Source organism: Acidithrix sp. C25, from assembly GCF_904848545.2.
Window position 1 is genome coordinate 102,319 of sequence record NZ_CAJHCI020000006.1, and the last position, 21,297, is coordinate 123,615.

Consider the following 21,297-nt stretch of genomic DNA (forward strand, 5'->3'; position numbering starts at 1 on the left):
CGTGAAGTAATCGAGGAGTTTAATTGGAGTCAGACAAACTAGAGATAACAGAAGATATCTCTGATGGACCAAGAAATTCCAACGAAAGTGACGATCTTCTAGGCGAGGATCTCGTCGCAAGTCGTGGACAACTGTGGAGAAACCTAGCTCGGACAGCGCTGATATTGACCGCTGTGGTCTTGGTTGCTCTTTATCTAAATTTCGCTAAGACGCTCATTGTTGTGGTCGCCTTAATTGCCATGATCATGATTCACGAGCTCGGTCACTTTGCAACCGCAAAGTGGTCTGGTATGAAGGTAACCGAGTATTTCTTGGGCTTTGGTCCAAAGATTTGGTCTATCAAGCGAGGTGAGACTGAATACGGCGTAAAGGCGATCCCAGCAGGTGGATACGTTAAGATCGTGGGTATGTCCAATCTTGAGCAGGTGGATCCAGCAGATGAAGCACGGGCCTATAGAAATGCAACCTATCCACGACGTTTAGCGGTCTCTGCTGCTGGTTCTTTCATGCACTTTGTCATGGCATATTTGATCCTTGTCGTCTTGTTTTTGTTTGTTGGTGTTCCTAATGCAGCTCAAGCTAAGGTTGACGCCGTAAGTACTTTCTCTTCAGGTGGATCTCCTGCTGCTAGTGCTGGCATTCGGCCAGGAGATATCATCACTGGTGTCAATGGTCATAATTTGGTCTCTGCTAATGATCTTGTGACCGCAATACAGAATTCCCCAAATCACTCTTTGACCTTGGAGATCTTGCGGAATGGACACACGATTTCCATAAAAGTTACTCCAGTCAAAGCCGGCACCGTAGAAAAAGGGCTATCTCCAGCCGCAGCTAACAATGGGCTTATAGGGGTTCGACTCAGCGAGCCGACACAGACTAGCTCGTTCTTTTCTAGTTTTATAAAGCCATTTGGCGTAGTTAGCTCCTATAGCGCCGCTACTGTTGGTGCTTTGGTCTCTCACTTTAGTCCAAACGGGATATCAAAGTACGTGAATGCTCTACAGCATCCGGCCTCCACGGTCTCAGGTTCGGGTGCAAGTGTTCGTTTTGAATCCCCAGTAGGCATTGTAAGACTGGCAAGCCAGGCTGCCAATGTTGGGCTGGGGGCGGTTTTAACGTTGCTTTTTTCAATCAATATTTTCGTTGGAATCTTCAATCTCGCTCCTCTACTGCCTCTAGATGGAGGTCATGTAGTTATCGCAACATACGAGGCTATTCGTTCTCGAAAGGGAAGGAAATATCACGCCGACATGATGAAGATGGTTCCGCTCACGTACGCCGTATTGTTTGTTATCGTTCTTTTAGGATTGACGGCTTTATATCTTGATATAACACATCCGATAGCAAATCCTTTTGGCTGAATTCTCAATAAGTGCCTTTGGGATTTTGAGAGTTTTCCGGATGAGGAGTTTTTGACACTCGTGGATGTTTGCGATTTTGTAGGACCGTTGTGGACAGGTGTCTTGGTCTCTCGACATCTATGGAGAGGCTACAGCGAATATATTTACTGGCGTTTTTAAGGAATGTTTTTAAAAGGAGAATATGATGGCCAGATCTAACACATTTAGCGCGCCAAGGAGACACTCTAAGTCAATCTACCTTGGAAAAGTTCAAGTTGGTGGAGATAGCCCGGTCTCGATTCAGTCAATGACGACAACAAAGACTGCCAATGTCGAGGCGACTCTTTCACAGATCTATTCTCTAGCAGGAGCAGGATGTGACATTGTACGTTGCACTTGTAATGATGGGGAAGCAGCTATAGGGCTGGCTCAAATTGTTCCAAGATCTCCCCTCCCAATCGTCGCTGACATTCATTTTCATGTGGAGATGGCACTTGCTGCACTTGAGGCTGGCGTTGCCGGGTTACGTTTGAATCCAGGCAACTTACGCAAACCAGCCGAGATAAAGCTGGTCGCTCAGGAGGCTAAAGATCGCGGCGTTCCAATACGCATCGGAGTAAATGCCGGTTCTCTTCACCCGGATTTATATAAGAAGTACAATGGAGTTACCCCCGAGGCACTCGTTGAATCTGCGATGAACGAGCTGAGCCTCTTTGGTGAGGTGGGGTTTGAGGATGTAAAGATCTCCGTCAAAGCCTCCAACGTTGTTTTGATGATTGAGGCCTATCGAATTTTGGCAGAGACCGTGGACGTCCCGCTTCACTTAGGTGTTACCGAGGCGGGGCCGCCTCCGGCCGGTATCATAAAGGCGACGGCCGGAATTGCAACCCTCCTATCAGAGGGGATTGGCGATACCATTCGCTACTCTCTGACAGCAGATCCTATTGAAGAGGTAAAGGCAGGTCGTGTTCTACTAGAAGCCCTTGGTCTTCGTGAGCGTAAGGGACTTGATCTGATCGCGTGTCCTAGCTGTGGTCGAGCCGAGATTGATGTTATAGCTGTCGCCAAGGCTGCCCAAGAGGCACTTGAGAAGTTGAATCTCCCACTTCAGGTTGCAGTCATGGGATGTGTGGTCAATGGTCCAGGTGAAGCTCGAGAAGCAGATCTTGGAATTGCGGCTGGGCGATCAAAGGGCCATCTTTTTATTAAGGGCAAGATAGTCGGTGTCGTAAAAGAGTCAGAGATGGTTGCTGCGCTAGTTGAAGAAGCTCAAAAGATAGCCAAAGAGGGAGTGGAGGCTCGATTGGCTGCGGCAGATCCCAATGCGCAAGCCGAAGCTGAAGCCGATAGGTTGGCGCTTTTGGAAAATCGAGGGGTTGATGCTAATAATTCGATCACTAAGATCGAGCAGATACGTCGTCGGATCGATCTTAGTGAATAAGCCAAGATGCCTTAGCGTTAACAACTTGTAGCTAAGAGAACTTTGACCCTTTGAAGCGCGGTTAGGCTGTTATGATGCGAATGACACGTCTAGTTGCGAAAACTCAAAGGCAAGCCCCAGTTGATGCGGAAGCGATCTCACATAGGCTATTAGTAAGAGCCGGATACATTCGGCGACTCTCATCGGGTGTATATGCATATCTGCCACTGGGTCTTAGGGTTCTGCGTAAGGTTGAAGCTATTATTAGGCAAGAGTTCGACAATGCGGGCGCCCAAGAGGTCCTTTTGCCCGCATTACAGCCTGTGGAGATATGGGAAGAGACAAATCGGTCTGCCACTATGGACGATGTCTTAATGCGGCTAGAGGTTAGAGGCGGTAAGTTTGTTTTGGGGCCGACCCACGAGGAAGCCGTCATAGCTGCTGTTAGTCCAGATTTAGCGTCGTATCGAGATTTGCCAGCTACGGTCTATCAGATTCAGACCAAGTTTCGAGATGAAGCGCGTCCTCGTTTTGGTCTTTTGAGAACCCGTGAATTCGTTATGGCGGATGCTTACTCCTTTGATGAGTCCAAGGAGGCCATGCGTGAGTCGTATAGGAATATTTTTGATGCCTACTGTAGGATCTTTGATCGAATTGGTGTCGAATATTATCCAGTTGAGGCTGACTCTGGCTCAATTGGTGGAGACGTAAATCACGAGTTTATGGTTCCGGCAGCCATCGGCGAGGACCACTTTGCTAGCTGTTCAAATTGCGGTTATCGCGCGAATATTGAGGCTGCGGTTCGTTCCTCTAACTTTTCAGGTGGCGGCCAAGGTGAGGTGGGTCGATCTTACGAGGTTGAAACTGGCCAAGCTAAATCAATTGATGAAGTTGTCGATCTCCTTAAATCTAAGGGAATCGAGGTGCGAGCTTCGGAGACAATAAAGACTATGGCGCTAAAGTCCAAGGATTCAAAACTTACTTTAGCTTTGGTCCCTGGTGATCGGGTATTGAAGGTTCCTCACGGCTATGCTCCGCTCTCTGGGGAGGAATTTGCGCAGTATCCATTTCTTACACTTGGCTCGATTGGTCCGATATCAATGGGTGATCGTGGAGTGCATGTTATTGCCGATCATTCAATTGTCTCTAATTTAGGCTATGTTGTTGGAGGAAATGCTGAAGGTATCCACATCCTAGATGCAGTGTTGGGTCGCGATTTTTCCGTTGACGACTTTGATAACCTAGTGGTGGTTACACAAGGCGATAGTTGTCCACGCTGTGAGGCGCCAATGGATCTAAGGAGATCTGTCGAGGCAGGACATACCTTTCAACTTGGATTGACATATCCACAAAAGATTCGATCTGCTCGTTTCTCTGGTGAGGACGGCAGCGAAACGATGTACTTTATGGGATGCTATGGAATTGGTGTCTCCAGATTTCCAGCAGTTGTAGCTGAAGTCTCCAACGACGATGCGGGGTTGATCTGGCCAATCTCAATTGCTCCATTTGCGGTACATCTAGTTGCAATTAACTTCAGCGGTAACGAAGAGGTCAAAGCGGCTGCAGAACAGATCTATGGGGAACTTTCAAAGCTCGGAATTGAAGTCATATTGGACGATCGTGATGTTGGCGCCGGAGTCAAGCTGAAAGATGCTGATCTTATGGGTATGCCTATCCATGTGGTGGTGGGGCCAAAAACGATTGCAAATGGTTTAATTGAGATAAAGCTTCGTTCTGCGGGTTCTTCTAGAAGTGTTCCGTTGAATTTAGCTATCGATTCGATCTCAGAAACAGTAGTCGAACTAATCGGCAATAGTGCCTTGAGTGCCTGAAACGACCAATTAACTAGTTTTTCAAATAGACTATATGTGTATTGTTTTCACAAGCGTGGGCCCATGGCCCACGCTTGTCTTGCTCTAGCGCTATTGTGATTTTAGAGAAGGATCGGAGGGTGAGTTGGCAAAGGGATCTGCATTTAATGAGGAACTGGTTGAAATGCTCTATGAGCAGTTGGAGCCGTTGGCAAAAGCAAATGGACTTGAGGTTCTTGAGATTGAGGCGACCAAAGATACTTTGAGGGTCACCTTTGACGACCCAAAAGGAAATGTTGACGCAAGTAAGCTTGAACTGCTAACACCCTTGGTCTCTGAGTTGTTGGATTCTATTGAGGCAGTGGATAAGGCTTATTCGGGTCAATATATGCTTGAAGTCTCATCCCCAGGTCTAGAGCGAACTCTTCGAACGCCGGTTCACTTCGCTAGGTTCATCGGAAGCAAAGTAAATATCAAGCTCAAGAGTGGAGTCTCTTCAGATCGACGAGTCTTGGGTTGGATACAAGGTGTGCAGGATTCGACTGTTATCATTGGTTTTGATTCTCCCGTAGGCTCCGCAAACGTTCAAGTTATTGAATTAATTGATATTGAGCGAGCAAAGACGGTCTTTGAGTGGCAAATTGGTGAGAAGCGAACTATGGCGCCCAAAAGTGGCTCAAAAGACAAGAAATAACGAAAGATTTTATGATTACGCTCGTTGTCGAGTGTAAAAAGCGGGAAGGTGGATGATATCAATGGCGAGGCTTGGTGGCGACTTTATGGAGCCTTTGCAGGCGATTGCGCGAGAGAAGGGTGTCTCGGTTGAGACCCTTCTAGAGTCATTGGCGAATGCCTTACTTGCAGCATATAAGCGTAGGCCTGATTCGGCTGAAGATGCCGAGGTCACTATTGATCCCGATTCTGGCGATATTCAGGTTTGGGCGCAGGACCTAGATGAAGATGGTAATGTAATTCGCGAATGGGACGATACGCCAACAGATTTCGGCCGTATTGCGGCTCAGACTGCTAAGCAAGTCATGTTTCAACGTATTCGCGATGCAGAGCGCGATTTAAAGTATGAGGAATATGCAGGACGCGAAGGCGACATTGTTACCGGAATTGTACAGCAAGCCGATAGTCGTTACACTTTGCTCAATTTGGGTAAGGTTGAGGCTCTGCTGCCTCTTCAAGAGCAGCTTCCGGGAGAGCGCTATGGCAATGGCGTAAGAGTCAAAGCCTATATTGTCGAGGTACGCCGGACCAACAAGGGACCACAGATAGTGGTTTCTCGCTCTCATCCTGGTCTGATGAAAAAATTGTTTGAATTGGAAGTTCCAGAGATTGCTAGTGGGGTAGTAGAGATAAAAGCTCTCTCTCGCGAGCCAGGCATTCGCTCTAAGATCGCAGTTGCTTCAAATGACCCAAATGTTGATCCCGTTGGGGCATGTGTTGGACCTAGGGGAGCTCGTGTTCGAATGGTAATGTCTGAATTGCGCAACGAGCGAATCGACATAATTCCATTTTCCGAGGAGCCAGCTGAATTTGTAGCTCGAGCATTGCAGCCTGCCCACGTGCGTGAGGTAGACCTAAACGATGCCACTGGAACTGCAATCGTAATCGTCGATGCATCCGAGCAGCCTCTTGCTATCGGCAAGGAGGGTCTCAATGCCAAACTCGCTGCTCGTTTGACCGGGTGGCGAATTGATATTGGAACAGGCGAGGAAGCTGCGATTTTGGATTCGGTTCCGATAGACGAAGACGAGGATCAACCAGAGGCCGGCCAAGGCGAAGAATAGCTCGCGGAGGGCCATTCATTGGTTGTAACGAAAGAACTACCGGTGTCAAAGAGTCGCTTTTTGCGAAGTTGTATTGTGTGTCGAACAAGAGATTCGAAGTCGAAGTTGATTAGACTTCGAATCTCGGAGAATCGTGCCCAATCGACGGAGATTGATTGTGGTCGGGGATACTGGGTGCATGCAGATGCTAGCACTTGCTTGGATCCGACTAGGATTATGTATGCTTTGTCTAAAAGAGGTATCAAGGTAACCGAAGTGGTTACGTGCTAATCGGACGATATCGCACGTTTATTGGGTGAACGTAAAAAACCGTGTAGCATTGGAAGGCGGCCGTTTTGTCTGCGTGTCGTTATTCTATGTTCGTCCAGTATTGATTTGGACGATAATTTCTCAATTTGAATGAGTGTTTTAGGAGAGGACTGAAGTAGCAGTTGGCAAAACGGATACGGGTCTATGACCTAGCCAAAGAACTAGGGCTTTCAAACAAGGGCGCATTTGACCTATGCAACGATCTTGGCATGGGTATTAAGAGTCCATCGTCGAGCATAGAAGATGCTCAAGCTGATCGGGCTAGGCGTAAGGTAGTTCGAGAAGGCGCTGGACGCTATGAGAGGGCCGGTGGTGGAGAGCACTCACACGGCGATACAAAGACTACCGTGGCGGCTGGCGATGCTGCCGTTAACGTTTTGCCGGCGGATCCGATAGCTAGTAAAGCGTCAGCGCCGATAGAACCTCCCGCAGCCGAGCCACGAATACAAGTCAAGGCGCAGCCTCTAGGTGAGCCACAGAGCGAAGCCAAGGCACCGCCAGTAATTGAAGCTAAACCCGAGGCACAAGTACAAGCCAAGACAGAGCCCCTAACTGAGCCTGATACCAGTAGGCATTTAGATTCCGGCCATTCAAAGCAGAGCCACCGTCGCGGGGCGGATGCCCCTAGGGACTCTGAGGCTGGCACGGACAAGAGTGATCGAGCGGCTAAAGATAACTTTAAAGCGGTAAGTGGCACTGTTAGTGAGGTTCTGCCATCAGAGCCTGTCGCTAGGGTTGATGTTGCTCCATCACAATTAGCATCTTCGAAGAATAATGAGCAAGCACAAAAGGTGGTAAAATCACCCGAGGCTCCAGCCAAACAAGAGGAAAAAGTAGTCATTACTCCAGATTTAGATAGGGGCACGGTTGTCGTAAAGAGCGATGCCGATGCCACTGTGCAAAAGGTGCAACCGGCTCCCGAGGCCGAGAACAAGCCTGAGAACAAAAGTAGCTCATCGGAAAATCTTGCTCCAAAGGCTCGTGATTCACGCGGTCGCGTATTCAGGTCTACCGAATCACATGGTCAACGATCGTCAATGGGGCCAAATCGAGATACCAGGCCACCTGTGGTTCGTAATGACGTGGAGGCCAATTCAGCCCCTAGTCTAGAACCAGGTGCAAAAGGTGGAAGCGTGGCTCCCCCTCCGCGTCCCAGGGTGCCCTTGTCGCTTTCGGGAAAGCCAATTCCGCCACCTCCAGGGATGGGCTCTAATCGTCAAGGATCAGGAGGACGGTATCAGAACGATTCCCCAAATCCAAGACAAGGCGATCGTCCTGGCTTTAATAGAGGACCTCGTCCCGGTGGTGGATTTGATCGTAATTCTGAAGGCGGACGTCAAGGTAATTTTGGTGATCGCCCAGATCGTGGCGCGGGCCAAGGTAACTTCGCCGATCGTGGACCTCGCCCAGATCGTGGCGCGGGCCAAGGCAACTTCGCCGATCGTGGACCTCGTCCCGGTGGCGGCCAAGGCAACTTCGCCGATCGTGGACCTCGTCCCGGTGGCGGCCAAGGCAACTTCGCCGATCGTGGACCTCGTCCCGGTGGCGGCCAAGGCAACTTCGCCGATCGTGGACCTCGTCCCGGTGGCGGCCAAGGCAACTTCGCCGATCGTGGACCTCGTCCCGGTGGCGGCCAAGGTAACTTTGCCGATCGTGGACCTCGTCCGGGTGGCGGCCAAGGTAACTTTGCCGATCGTGGACCTCGTCCCGGTGGCGGCCAAGGCAACTCCGCCGATCGTGGACCTCGTCCGGGTGGCGCGGGCCAAGGTAACTTCGCCGATCGTGGACCTCGTCCGGGTGGCGCGGGCCAAGGTGGCGGTGGTGGTTTCCCAAGGAGTGGTCCCTCAACGGGTTTTGCTCCTCGAACTGGTGGAGGATTTCCGGGTTCTAGAACTCCAACCCCATCTCCGGGCGGAGCTTTTGGTGGAAAGTCGCCAGCTGGATCTCGAGGACGACCACTACAGCGTGCCGCTAAGCGCCGCAGTAGAAAGAATATGGAAGAGCTGGAGCCAACTCAGGTTACGTCCTACATACCATCCAATGCACCAGTGCCTGATGGCGAGATAATTATTGAAAGAGGATCATCGGCTCAAGAGGTAGGGCCAAAGTTCAATCGATCTGCTGGAGATGTGGTTCGATTCCTACTTTTGCAGGGCGAACCAGTAACTGCAACCCAGACGCTTTCAGATGATGCGATTGAGCTTTTCGCCGCTGAATTGGGCGCGAAGGTTAAGTTGGTTGACCCCGGACAAGAACAAGAGGCTGAGCTTTATGCCAAATACTTCTCCGACGACGATATCGTTCCACAGGGTGAAGCTGAGTGGCGTGCTCCGGTTGTGACGGTTATGGGCCATGTTGATCATGGTAAGACAAAGCTGCTTGATCGAATTAGAGAGACCAACGTCGTTGCCAAAGAGGCCGGTGGAATTACACAGCACATTGGTGCTTATAGGGCACAAGTCGACAACAAGTTCGTTACCTTTATCGATACACCTGGCCACGAAGCCTTTACGGCTATGCGTGCTCGAGGTGCGGGTGTCACCGATATCGTGGTTTTGGTCGTAGCTGCTGATGATGGGGTGATGCCCCAGACGATCGAGGCGATTGACCATGCTAAGGCTGCTCACGTGCCGATAGTAGTTGCAATAAATAAGATCGATCGTGCAGACGCTGATCCGAATCGTGTTATGCAACAGCTCTCTGAATATGGTTTAGTCCCTGAGGCATGGGGCGGCGACACTATAATGGTTGAGCTTTCGGCTCTCCAGAATTTGGGTGTCGATGATCTTTTGGAACAGCTGGTTGTGTTGGCCGAGGTGTTGGAGTTGACCTCCACCAAGGTCGGCCGCGCCAAGGGTGTTGTCTTGGAGGCCAATTTGGATCCTGGACGTGGCCCAGTGGCGACGGTTATAGTGAAGCAAGGTGTTCTGAGAGTTGGTTCTAACTTGGTGGCAGGGCCAGCCTTTGGTAGGGTCAAGGCTCTCATAGATGAGGCTGGTAATCCAGTTCACGAGGCTGAGCCATCTACTCCAGTTCAAGTTTTAGGATTTTCTGAGGTTCCGAGTGCTGGAGATGAATTTAGAGAGACGGCTGAGCTTAGCGTTGCTCGACAGATCGGTTCCATGCGCGAACAGCGGATTCGTCTTGCTGGTCTGAGTGCTCAAAGTGGAGCGGCACCGGGTGCAAAACTGGAAGATCTCTTTGAGCAGATTAAGCGTGGGGAAACTGCGACTCTTAATGTGATTATCAAAGCTGACGTGCAGGGTTCGCTGGAGGCAGTTACTGAAAGTCTTCGAAAGCTCGAACGACCTGAGGTGAAGTTGAGTATCGTACGCCGAGCAGTTGGTGGAATCAATGAGAATGATGTTTCCCTTGGGGCCGCCTCGAATGCATTGATCATCGGCTTTAACGTCCGTCCCGATCGTCGTGGTCGAGAGGCCGCCGAGGCACAGCACGTTGAGATTAGAACCTATGAGATTATCTATAAGATGCTCGAGGATATTGAAGCGGCCATGGTCGGTATGCTTGCTCCTGAGTATGAAGAGGTAGTTACGGGTGAGGCCGAGGTGCGCGATATCTTTAGAGTGCCAAAGGTTGGAGCTGTTGCTGGCTGTTACGTCCAAAATGGTTCCATTACACGTGGTTCCAAGGTTCGCTTCCTTCGAGATGGCGTAGTTATCTGGAAGGGTTCGATTACCTCTTTGCGTCGCTTCAAGGACGATGTTCGCGAAGTTGCCTCTGGATTTGAGTGTGGAATTGGCCTTAGTGACTTTCAAGACCTGCGATCTGGCGACATAATAGAGACCTTCGAGGATCGCGAGATTCCTCGAGCTCTTTGACGCTAGAGTGCTTTGAGGTAATTTAGATGGCTAATCGACAGATGACCAAGCGGGGTTCTTTCCCGAGAATGGATAGGGTCTCGAATGAGGTTCAGAGAGTTTTGGCTTTTGCCATGGAGAAACACTATGAACCGATCGATTCCGAGTCGATAGCTACGGTTACGGCCGTGGTTGTCGACCCAGACTTGCGCAGAGCCAAGGTCTATTTTGATCACCTTTCGCCGCGTCTTGAAGATTGGTTGAGCACCAATAGGGTGAAGCTTCAACGCGAGATTGCAAATGGGGTTCGTATGAGAAGTACTCCTTTGTTGTTCTTTGAGGCTGACCCAGCGATTGCCTCCGGTCTTGCCATAGAGTCGATTCTTCGTAAGGTTATCCCTCCAAATGTGATGGATATGCCTGGCGGCGATGAATGAATTGCCTGGTGGTTTGACGATTGGCCAGACGTAAAGTCTATTCTGGTGGTTTACCCTTCGGTGTTGTCGTTCTAGATAAGCCAATAGGGATTACTTCAAATGGGGCCCTCTCTGTTGTGCGACGCGTAGCTGGAAACAACAGGGCTGGGCACATGGGTACATTGGATCCCTTTGCGAGCGGGGTCCAAGTAGTTTGTGTCGGACAGGCGACCAAGCTGATCCCACATATCCACTCTTCAACTAAGGCTTATAGCGCTAGTTTGACTTTAGGGTCAGCGACAGATACGGCTGACCATACTGGTGAAGTTATTTTGAGCGCACCAGTGCCTATTCTTACACAAGGGCAATTAGACGTTGTGGCACTGTCCTTGCTCGGTCACCAAATGCAGACGCCTCCAGCTTTTTCCGCTAAAAAGGTAGCTGGGGTCCCCAGTCACGTCCTTGCTCGTGAAAATCGGGCCGTCGAACTCGCAGCCGTAGAGGTTGAGATAGTGGAACTTTCTATCCAATTGACATCCGATCCGTCGATTCTGGCAGTGGACGTTGTCTGCTCGCGTGGAACATATGTGCGTACCTTGGGTGAGACAATCGCCCAAAGGTTAGGGACCTATGGCCATTTGACTTCTTTGCGACGTACCTCCTCCGATGGGTATTCCATAGATGATTGTGTGGAGATCGATTCTTTGTCGAGGGACTCATTTCTTCCTTTCTCTAAGGTGCTTTCCTCTTTTGACACTATGTTTATAGAGCCAGGTCTACTCCAGCGCGCCTGTCACGGTGGTCCAATTCCCCTTAGTGGCGGACGTAATTTTGGTGAAGGTGGCTCTGATTCGTTAGTTGCGCTTTTGTCCGATGATAGATCTTTGGGTGATGGCGAGGTAACGTTCGATAATCTGATCGGGATCTATGGGGTCAGTGGGGATATGTTGATTCCAAAGATCGTTTTTATGGCTCCGAGTCTCTAAGGACTTTTGTCAAGGGAGGCTATTGGTCTTTGGCTTATATCCTTAGATTTTTTGGGATGATTTGATTGCTAAAGAACATGTCTGTGTACCTGGGATCAGATATTGATGATGTGGCTAACCCGATATCTAAGGACCCTGTTTGGCGTTATTGAGCGGGGGTTTCTCGGCTTAGATGCTCTTTTTGTTTACGATTTTAGCTGGATGGTATCAAGCTCTCGTATGTTCAATTTGCTCTGTGTTTGGGCTGGGCCTTGGTTTTCGATCGTATATCAAATGGTAGGCTGGATTAGACGCAGTGGCTTTTTCGCTCACGGCGATGTTTTTGCTAGGACCTGTTGGGATTTGGTGAACTGTTTAGGCTCCTAGTGACTGCTCAATTTATGATTGCTCCGAGTATCAGCCGTATCTATCTAATTTGTCTTCATTGATGTTGTGTTGGGCTAGTGGGTGTTTTAACGTTTTAGATATGTTAGATGAGGGTTTCTAAAAGATTATCCATAACTAGCCTATCGGGCAAATTGCTCCAACGTCTATTGGTGACAATGGCGACTATTGCATTATGAATGATGTGAAATAGATGTCGGTGATTTCGTTTTTACCGGTTGCTACCTTTACGATCTTATTTAGATCAAGAATTAGCTGTTTCTTTAAGGTGAGTTTGGCTATGGGCGACAGAAGCTGAGCGTAGGTCCAACCCGAAAGATCAGTAATTACGACGTCGGTCATATCCTTATTCAATGGGGTGATCGCTGTTGTCAGGTCTTTGACTCCCAATTGGAGGCTCATCCCTAGCTGTATCAAATGACCATCTGAGAGATTTGTTGTGATGGTACCAAAGCCATAGATCGGTCCAACTTTGGGAGGTACAAAGGCAGCCTTATGCGGTTTTGATGATCCAAGAAAGGTCAATGCGCCAAAGCCCCCTCCTCCAGCTGCTAAAACCACCAGCAGTATGATCAAAATGAGCTTCTTTTTTGACCCCTTCTTTTCTTCTTTAGCCGAGCTTTCTTCGGCTTTCTTGGTAGCTGTAGCCATTCGATCCTCACTTAACTTCCAGTTGCGTGCCGCCTCATTGAGATAAAATTTTCTATCTCTTTACGTCAATCGAGGGGCCTAGGATACACATTCCATTGTCTATGGGCATTTATCGGAAGGAGACGGCCGTTTCCTTAGGAAAAGTCGAAGAGATTGTTTTGAAGTCGAGCTTTTTGTGCGTGGGCTAAGTATGAGGTGAGCGAACATTCAAAGTGAGCTTTGCGATCGAACGTTGGCAAAATGAGTTTCCGGTGGCCGACTTCGTAGGGCTATCATTCATAGATAGAGATAGTGATAATTCTCGGTAGTCGATGCGATTAGAGAAGTTGCAATGACGGCAAGGAATCGATTGTTGGAGAGATATGAAACTTTTGACCCCAGCCACGCAGACGCCGTTAGCGGCGTCGGTTGTAACCATTGGAACCTTTGATGGTGTTCACCTTGGCCATCGCAATCTTTTGGAACATGCTAAGCGGCGAGGTGACGCCTTGGGAATTCCCAGTGTAGCAATAACCTTTAATCCTCACCCAGCAACCATAGTCAGAGGTGGATCTGCACCAGCTTTGATCAACTCTTTTGAGGAGCGGCTAGCGCTGTTTGAAGAGTTGGGAGTGGACTATTGCTACCTGGTTGAGTTTGACCTAGCCAGATCCCAAGAATTGGCGTCAGATTTTGTAAAGGGGACGTTGGTTGGAGATCTGGGCGCGAAGGTTGTGATAGTTGGCCCGGATTTCCGATTTGGTTCGAAACGAGCCGGTAATGTGGACCTGCTCCAAGAGATGGCTGGAGACTGTGGTTTTGTAGTTGAATCTGATCTATTGGTCAAATTGGTAGGTGAGATCGCCGCATCGGTTGGAAAGGTTCTTCCGGAGCTACAAGATGAAGGAGAGGTGGTGGTCTCCTCTACGTTGATTCGAAGGTTGATCTCGCTCGGTAGTGTCGAATTGGCGCATCGCCTTTTGGGCAGAGACTTCTACATAGTTGGTTTAGTCACGTCGGGCGATGGTAGAGGTGGTTCAGAGTTGGGCTATCCAACGGCGAACGTCTCCTATCAGGATAATAGAGTTCTGCCAGTGGATGGTGTTTACGCCGGGTGGGTTCAGTATCAGCAGAGTCGTTACATGGCTGCAGTATCTGTAGGAACTCGTCCAACTTACTACCCCAAAGAGGGTAATCGATTGATTGAGGCGTTTCTTTTGGACTTTGATGGTGATCTCTATGGGCGGGAGATCCAAGTGGGATTTACTCACTTTTTGAGGCCACAGAAGACTTTCTCCAATTCAAAGGAGTTAGTCGATCAGATTGAACTTGACGTTGAGGATGTAAAGGTAAAGCAAAGGTAGGCAAATTACATCTGAGCAACTAAGCTTATGAATTCGTGTTTCACAGAAGTTTTTAGAAGCTCTTCGCAAGGTGCAGGAATGATTGACAAAAAGGCGATAATCGCAGAGTTTGGTAAAAATGAGGCAGATACTGGATCTCCCGAGGTGCAAATAGCACTTCTTAGTTCCAGAATCTCGCATCTAACCGATCACTTAAGGCAGCATAAAGGTGACCACCATACGCGTCGTGGACTTATGATGCTAATTGGTCAAAGGCGACGTCTTTTGGACTACGTAAAGTCCAATGATGTGGAGCGTTATAGAAGTATTATCGCTCGTTTAGGAATTCGTCGTTAGTCGATTTTTTAGAGTGTGAGCTTGAAGTTTACGTCTCGGGCCTGGCGTTTATTCGCCAGGCTCTTTGTCTATGTCAAGCTTCATTTGAAAGGACGTCTATATCTTCGGCGATATATGCGTTGGAATCGGCTAATTTGTAATATGTAGCAGAATGAATCGCACCATATAAGCCGCAATTTCCATGTCAAGGGTGTAAGGCTTGCAGCTGCCAGTGGAGTGGGCCCGAATTGAAACTTCAATTGGGTTTGGACCTAGTCCACTGGGAACTGTGAGAATGCGAATTTGCCAAGGCGAAGCTGGTGCGACTTGTTATCTAGGTATAGGCCCGCCTAGTTATAAAAATGGTGCTCAACTATAGAGTCGAACTCTTCGCATGAGCGATTAGTTCGACGTATCAAATCAGAGGAAGTATGAAAGAAATTATAAAAGTTCAGGCCCAAATATCAGGGACTGAGAAGACCATCTCATTTGAAACAGGCCTCTTAGCGCCGCTTGCAGATGGATCAGTCGTGGCTCGATTGGGAGACACGATGGTTTTGGCTACAGCCGTAGCTTCAAAATCAGTCAAAGAGGGTATCGATTTTTTCCCATTGACAGTCGATGTCGAAGAGCGAATGTACGCAGCAGGAAAGATTCCGGGCTCGTTCTTCCGTCGTGAAGGAAAGGCGACAGACTTTGCCGTATTGGCATCGCGGCTTACAGATCGTCCGATTCGACCGTGTTTTCCAAAGGATTTTCGTCACGATGTACATATCGTGGGAACTGTCTTGGGCGCTGACTCCGAGAATCCTTATGACGTTCTTTTTATAAACGCTGCATCTGCCGCTTTGATGATCTCTGGAATTCCATTCAATGGACCAGTTGGTGCGGTTAGGATTGCATACTCGAGCGATGGTTCATGGATTGCAAATCCATCCTATCAAGATGGAGATGACTCCTCTTTTGAACTAGTTGTTGCTGGTCGACAAGTGCGTTCTGGCGAAAGTACGGGCGACATTGCAATAATTATGGTAGAGGCTGGTGGCACGGCGGCATCTTGGAAGAATTACCAAAGTGGAGCACCTATGGTAACCGAAGAGGTCATTGCTGAGGGATTAGAGGCCGCTAAGACTTGGATACGTGAGTCGATTGCACTTCAGCACTCTCTAGTAGAGGCCTTTGGAAACGTCGTTCCGATGGCATACACGCCAGTGGTTGACTATTCCGATGAAGTCTATAGCCGAGTGTCTGCCATAGCTATGGATCGAATGCGACAAGCAAACGTCGTTGCCGGTAAGACAGAGAGGGCCGCAGCACTCGATGGTGTAGCCATAAGTGTTCAAGAAGAGCTAGCTGGGGAATTCCCAGATGCTTCGAAAGAGATCTCGGCAGCAATTCGATCTATCACCAAGACAGTTATTCGCGAGCGAATAGTAAACGATGGTGTTCGAATTGATGGTCGGGATACGACAACCATCCGTCCATTGACAGCGGCTGTAGGTCTTATTCCTACTGCTCACGGGTCGGGGCTCTTTCAGCGTGGCGAGACTCAAGTCCTAAATGTCTGCACCTTGGGTATGCCAAAGATGAACCAGATGCTGGATTCGCTTGGCACCGATGACTTCAAGCGTTATATGCACCACTACAACTTCCCACCTTTTTCTACCGGAGAGGTTGGATTCATGCGGGCACCAAAGCGACGAGAGATTGGTCATGGTCTTCTGGCTGAGCGAGCTTTGCTACCTGTTATTCCACCAGAGGATGAATTTCCTTACACGCTACGTTTGGTTTCAGAGGCGCTGGCCTCAAATGGTTCAACCTCAATGGCGTCAGTCTGTGGATCGACTCTTTCTTTGATGGATGCAGGTGTTCCCATTAAGGCTCCTGTTGGTGGCATAGCGATGGGCCTAGTGCTCCATGATGGCAAATACACCACTCTTACAGATATTTTGGGTGCCGAAGATGCCTTTGGTGACATGGACTTCAAAGTGGCTGGGACCTCAGAGTTTGTGACTGCACTTCAACTTGATACCAAGATCGACGGCATTCCAGCAAGCGTTTTGGCTAGTGCTCTTTCGCAGGCAAAGACGGCCCGATTAGAGGTTTTGCGAGTTATCCTAGAAACCCTTCCGGCTCCAAGGCTTGAGCTCAATCACAATGCTCCAAAGATCGTTAATTTTGAGATTCCACTTGACAAGATGGGTGAAATCATTGGGCCGAAGGGCAAAGTGATAAACGCAATCCAACAAGAGACTGGGACAGAGATAACGCTAGATGAAGATGGAGAGACCGCAATGGTCACCATCGGTGCCAAGGAGATGGCAGCCGTCAATGAGGCTAGAGACCGCATTCTTGCGATCATCAATCCACCTCTAGCGCAAGTCGGTGGCCATTACTCGGGTAAGGTCGTTGGCATAGCCAAATTTGGCGCTTTCGTAAATATTCTTCCTGGTCGTGACGGACTGTTGCATATCTCAAAGATCGGCGGAGGACGTCGAATTGATCGGGTTGAGGATGTTTTATCCATGGGCCAAGAGCTACGTGTTGTAGTTGATGACATTGATCCAAATGGTAAACTTTCGCTCTCGTTGGTGACAGATCGTGACGACGACGATGACAACGACGACGACGATGATGATGGTGGCGATAGATTTGGCGGTGGTAGCCAAAGTCCCATTCATGATCGAGCCCCCGTTGCTCACGAGCCAGCTACACCCAGAGGCGGCGATCGGATAGAGCGAAATAAGTACGAAGAGGACGACATTGAGGTCGTCTCCTTTGAAGCTGCTTTTGAGGATCAACTGCGTGCTGAATACGGTGATCTAGGTCCCGAGCAAGCTGAGCCTCGAGCATTCGCCGGCAATGATGGTGGTCGAGATCGTGACCGAAATCGTCGTTCCCGTCCACGTCGTGACAGTCGTAGATAGTATCTGATATTTCGTTGGATTTTGGTCGGAGGATTGACTTATCAATAAGATTCGAGTAGCAGTGTTTGGCGCGGGTGGTCAGATGGGCGCAAGCGTCTGTAGGGCTGTGCTTAACGATGATGATTGTGAACTTAGTAGCGCCCTAGATCCTCGCTTAGCTGGGATCGATCTAGGGCAAGCGACGTCAATCCTCGGAACCGGCCTTAGTATCTTGGGAGAACGGGATGCTCTTGAGCCAGATAAGGTTGACGTAGCAGTTGACTTTACCGAAGCGGAAGCTTCTTTCGAGAATGCTCTTTTTTGCGCCAGGAATTCAATTCATATCGTGATAGGCACGACTGGGTTGACAAGCCGGCAGATTGAGATTCTCAAAGAGGCTTTTTCAAAGTCGAATTCAAATTGTCTAATCGCTCCGAACTTTGCGATTGGCGCGGTCTTGATGATGCGTTTTGCCGAGTTGGCCGCTCCGTTATTTGAGACGTGCGAGATAATTGAGTTTCATCACAATCGAAAAGCTGATGCACCGAGTGGCACCGCACTTGTAACTGCTGGTCGAATCGCCTCGGCCAAGAACGGTGGTTTTGCTCAAGATGTAACCTCCGCTGAGCTTGATGGAGCACGAGGTAGTCGGGTCGATAAAAATATCTCTATTCATTCTGTGCGAATGGCCGGAATGGTCGCACATCAAGAGGTTATCTTTGGGACTACGGGCCAGACCTTGAGTATCAGGCACGACTCCTATGATCGGAATTCTTTTATGCCAGGGGTGCTGTTAGCGATTAAAGCGATCTCCGAGCGCGATGGGTTGACCATTGGAATTGAGTCGATTTTGGATGATTATTTGGGTTTAAGGTAGAGATAGTCAATTGGTTCGAATGACTTGCATTTGATCTGGTTTGACAAGAGAGCTAGTCGGTATTTGACGTTATTGGTTAGCTGGGGAGTAGGGAATGGGAAGAGCGCTAGATCAGTTTGGTTCAGTAGTCACAGCTATGATCACCGCCTTTGATGAAGATGGCGAGTTGGACTTAGATGCGACGGTTTCAGTTGCTAAGTATCTAGAAACTGCCGGCAACAGTGCATTGGTTGTTTCGGGTACAACTGGCGAGGCTTCGACGCTTACCGATGACGAGAAGCTCTCTATATGGGATGCAGTCTCCTCAAGTGTGAATATCCCGGTAATTGCTGGCTCTGGAAGTAATGACACCCTGCACTCTGTTTCCCTTACCAAGCAGGCGACAAAGCTGAAGATCGCTGGTGTCTTGGCGGTTGCTCCCTATTACAATCGCCCCCCTCAAAGTGGAATCTTCGGTCATATCCGAGAGATGGCCAATGCGACCGATCTACCTGTGATTATCTACGATATTCCCGTTCGCACCGGTCGAAAGATCGCTACTTCTACGATCTTTGAGTTAGCCAACAGTTGTGACAACATAGTTGGACTCAAGGATGCAGCGGGTGACCCTAGTGCCACCGCTACAGTGATTGCCGGCCTTGGAAGCGGCTTTGACGTCTATTCAGGTGATGACGCTATGACGTTGCCCTTGATGGCCGTAGGTGCAATAGGCGCCATTGGTGTCGCGACGCATTGGGCGAGTGAATTTTTTTCAGCGATGATAGAGGCCTTTAATTCTGGCGACCATCGCCGTGCCATGTCGATCAATGCAGCACTATTTGAATCGTATGGCTTTGAGACAGGCGATTTCGCGCCTAATCCCATGCCAACAAAGGTAATGATGAACGAAATGGGCTTTAGGGTTGGTCAGTGTCGACTTCCCATGGGAGCACCCCCTCTCGGCCTTCAAGAAGATGCGAAGCGAGTCTTGGCTAATTTGAAGGAAAGCGCCCAAAACTATTCAATTAAGGTGAATTTTTGACAAGCAAAATTGATAACAGCCAAGATCACGTCAGGGTAGTTTTCCTTGGCGGGTTAGGTGAGATAGGTCGCAACTGCGCAGCGATTGAGATGGGTGATGAGATCTTGATCATCGACTGCGGTTTGATGTTTCCAACTCACGACACCCCTGGTGTGGATTTGATTCTTCCGGACTTCTCTTACCTCTTGGAAAATAAAGATAAGGTGATTGGGGTCGTCATAACCCATGGTCACGAAGATCATATCGGTGCACTTCAATTTCTCTTACGAGAGATGAGCCTTGATATCTACGGCTCGCAGCTAGCGCTTTCGCTAGCTAGCTCAAGGATAGAAGAAGCAGGCCTAGGCGCAAAAGCCCGGATGCACTACGTCTCTGACCGCGAGGTCCGAGATATAGGTAGCTTTGTTGTAGAATTTATCCCGGTTACCCACTCTGTGCCCGACTCTTTTGCGCTTGCAATACGAACTTCGATCGGCACAATTGTTCATTCGGGCGACTTTAAGATTGACCTTACCCCTGTGGATGGGCGACTGCCCGATCTCGCACGTCTTGGTCAGATCGCTAGTTCTGAGGGCATAGCCCTGCTGTTGGCTGATTCGACCAACGCAGAGGAGTCAGGTCACTCTGACTCTGAGTCAGAGGTCGGCCCGGTGCTCGGACAGCTGTTTGCGACCAATAAGACCAAAAGAATCGTGGTCACCTGCTTTGCTTCGCATATCCACAGAATGCAACAGATTGCTAATGCAGCTCTGGAGGCAGGCAGAATGATCTTTCCCCTTGGGCGTTCTATGGGGAAAAACATTGCGCTTGCTCGCTCTATTGGTCTATTGAATATACCCGAAGCATCACTAGCTGATATAGAGAAGGTTAATTCCTATCCTGATGATCGTATCTGTGTTATCTCCACAGGAAGTCAGGGCGAGGCGATGTCTGCTCTTACCCTAATGGCGGCCAATGAGAATAAGTTTCTTAAATTGAATCAAAATGACCTTGTAATCATCTCCGCTGATGTGATCCCCGGTAATGAGTCAGCTGTTGGCAAGGTTATCGATGGACTTCACCGTCGTGGAGCTGACGTGGTCCATGCAGGGATAGCCAAGGTTCACACATCTGGCCATGCCAAGCGTCAAGAGTTGAGGCTATTGCAGACGATCTGTAAACCACGTTTTTTTGTTCCAGTACATGGTGAATTTCGACATTTGAATTCTCATTCCCGACTTGCAAATGAGATGGGTGTGCCAAAGGATAACATAGTTGTCTGCCTAGACGGTGATGTGCTTCGATTGGATCGCGAGAGCTTGACCAGAGATGGCAAGGTCCCCGCGAGCTATCTTTATGTCGATGGGGTTGTGGATGGCCTCTCTAAAGGTGTCCTTCGGGATAGAAAGACCCTCGCCTCAGAGGGTGTTGTAGTAGTTGTGGTCTCTGTCGATGTAGCTAGTGCTACGATAATTACCGGTCCTGAGATCGTAACCCGAGGATGGGCCCATAGTGACAATGATCGTCCTGACTCTATTGCCGAGCTTATTGAGGATCTAAAGGCAGCGATTAGGGCGACTATTACCACCACGATTGGTGAGGCAGGCTCTGACTACGACACGGTATCTCGACATATTCGTACCACGACTGCGAAACTAATCGAGAAGCGTACCAAGATGCGACCGATGGTTATCCCAGTTCTGACAGAGATTTAGCTCTCCGTTGGCTGGATAAATCTATAGGTCTTTTCATCTTCGGTTTATCTCAAGAGTATTAAAATTGATTTCTTTGGGTTTTTCCTAGACTTTTCGGGTTCAAGTGATCTATAGTACCAAATTGTGCTCAACTCTACGATAGGTCTAGCCTTTAGTGATGCACGGTACTACACTTATGTAGTTATTCAAATTTTGGATGCTTGTAATTTC

At 49.0% G+C, this 21,297-nt stretch carries 16 protein-coding genes; 15 read left to right on the top strand and 1 reads right to left on the bottom strand.

The genetic code is table 11. The annotated features are described in order from the left end of the window. Positions 1-23: 23 nt before the first annotated feature. From ACIDITHRIX25_RS69815 to truB, 9 genes are all read left to right on the top strand, one after another. Positions 24-1,361 (top strand): M50 family metallopeptidase, encoded by a 1,338-nt coding sequence (locus tag ACIDITHRIX25_RS69815; protein ID WP_201732219.1) that lies wholly within the window; start codon positions 24-26, stop codon positions 1,359-1,361. 184 nt (positions 1,362-1,545) lie between these two features. Then, positions 1,546-2,781 (top strand): flavodoxin-dependent (E)-4-hydroxy-3-methylbut-2-enyl-diphosphate synthase, encoded by a 1,236-nt coding sequence (gene ispG, locus ACIDITHRIX25_RS69820; RefSeq protein WP_201732931.1) that lies wholly within the window; start codon positions 1,546-1,548, stop codon positions 2,779-2,781. Between the two features lie 80 nt (positions 2,782-2,861). Continuing rightward, the gene (locus ACIDITHRIX25_RS69825) at positions 2,862-4,592 is read left to right on the top strand and encodes a proline--tRNA ligase (RefSeq protein WP_201732220.1); all 1,731 of its coding nucleotides are present in this window, start codon (positions 2,862-2,864) and stop codon (positions 4,590-4,592) included. A gap of 124 nt (positions 4,593-4,716) precedes the next feature. Then, complete coding sequence (locus ACIDITHRIX25_RS69830; RefSeq protein WP_201732221.1) at positions 4,717-5,265, top strand: LSm family protein; 549 nt, start codon at positions 4,717-4,719, stop codon at positions 5,263-5,265. Between the two features lie 61 nt (positions 5,266-5,326). Further along, positions 5,327-6,367, top strand: a complete 1,041-nt coding sequence (gene nusA / locus ACIDITHRIX25_RS69835; protein WP_201732222.1) for a transcription termination factor NusA — start codon at positions 5,327-5,329, stop codon at positions 6,365-6,367. A 75-nt stretch (positions 6,368-6,442) separates the two neighbouring features. Further along, positions 6,443-6,637, top strand: a complete 195-nt coding sequence (locus ACIDITHRIX25_RS000000104080) for a hypothetical protein (protein ID WP_160291668.1) — start codon at positions 6,443-6,445, stop codon at positions 6,635-6,637. Positions 6,638-6,798: 161 nt separating this feature from the next. After that, a complete protein-coding gene (gene infB, locus ACIDITHRIX25_RS69840; protein WP_201732224.1) occupies positions 6,799-10,515 on the top strand; it encodes a translation initiation factor IF-2 in 3,717 nt (1,238 codons plus the stop codon). 26 nt (positions 10,516-10,541) lie between these two features. Beyond that, entirely contained in the window at positions 10,542-10,931 is a 390-nt protein-coding gene (locus ACIDITHRIX25_RS69845) for a ribosome-binding factor A (RefSeq protein ID WP_052603864.1), read from the top strand. Between the two features lie 20 nt (positions 10,932-10,951). Further along, positions 10,952-11,896 (top strand): tRNA pseudouridine(55) synthase TruB, encoded by a 945-nt coding sequence (truB, locus tag ACIDITHRIX25_RS69850; protein WP_201732225.1) that lies wholly within the window; start codon positions 10,952-10,954, stop codon positions 11,894-11,896. Positions 11,897-12,445: 549 nt separating this feature from the next. Here the strand turns inward: truB and ACIDITHRIX25_RS69855 are convergent. Next, a complete protein-coding gene (locus ACIDITHRIX25_RS69855) occupies positions 12,446-12,931 on the bottom strand; it encodes a flagellar basal body-associated FliL family protein (protein WP_052603866.1) in 486 nt (161 codons plus the stop codon). A 362-nt stretch (positions 12,932-13,293) separates the two neighbouring features. On the opposite strand from ACIDITHRIX25_RS69855, the gene ACIDITHRIX25_RS69860 reads away from it, so the two are divergent. The 6 genes from ACIDITHRIX25_RS69860 (at position 13,294) to ACIDITHRIX25_RS69885 (ending at position 21,087) form a co-directional block, all read left to right on the top strand. Beyond that, positions 13,294-14,274: a bifunctional riboflavin kinase/FAD synthetase gene (locus ACIDITHRIX25_RS69860; protein ID WP_201732226.1), complete on the top strand. Its 981-nt coding sequence runs from the start codon at positions 13,294-13,296 to the stop codon at positions 14,272-14,274. 78 nt (positions 14,275-14,352) lie between these two features. Beyond that, complete coding sequence (gene rpsO, locus ACIDITHRIX25_RS69865) at positions 14,353-14,610, top strand: 30S ribosomal protein S15 (protein WP_201732227.1); 258 nt, start codon at positions 14,353-14,355, stop codon at positions 14,608-14,610. A gap of 410 nt (positions 14,611-15,020) precedes the next feature. Then, a complete protein-coding gene (locus tag ACIDITHRIX25_RS69870) occupies positions 15,021-17,516 on the top strand; it encodes a polyribonucleotide nucleotidyltransferase (protein ID WP_201732228.1) in 2,496 nt (831 codons plus the stop codon). Positions 17,517-17,565: 49 nt separating this feature from the next. Next, the gene (gene dapB, locus ACIDITHRIX25_RS69875; RefSeq protein ID WP_082058341.1) at positions 17,566-18,372 is read left to right on the top strand and encodes a 4-hydroxy-tetrahydrodipicolinate reductase; all 807 of its coding nucleotides are present in this window, start codon (positions 17,566-17,568) and stop codon (positions 18,370-18,372) included. A gap of 94 nt (positions 18,373-18,466) precedes the next feature. After that, positions 18,467-19,393 (top strand): 4-hydroxy-tetrahydrodipicolinate synthase, encoded by a 927-nt coding sequence (gene dapA / locus ACIDITHRIX25_RS69880; RefSeq protein ID WP_052603870.1) that lies wholly within the window; start codon positions 18,467-18,469, stop codon positions 19,391-19,393. Continuing rightward, entirely contained in the window at positions 19,390-21,087 is a 1,698-nt protein-coding gene (locus ACIDITHRIX25_RS69885; RefSeq protein ID WP_201732229.1) for a ribonuclease J, read from the top strand. The genes dapA and ACIDITHRIX25_RS69885 overlap by 4 nt, the downstream gene beginning before the upstream one ends. Positions 21,088-21,297: the final 210 nt, after the last annotated feature.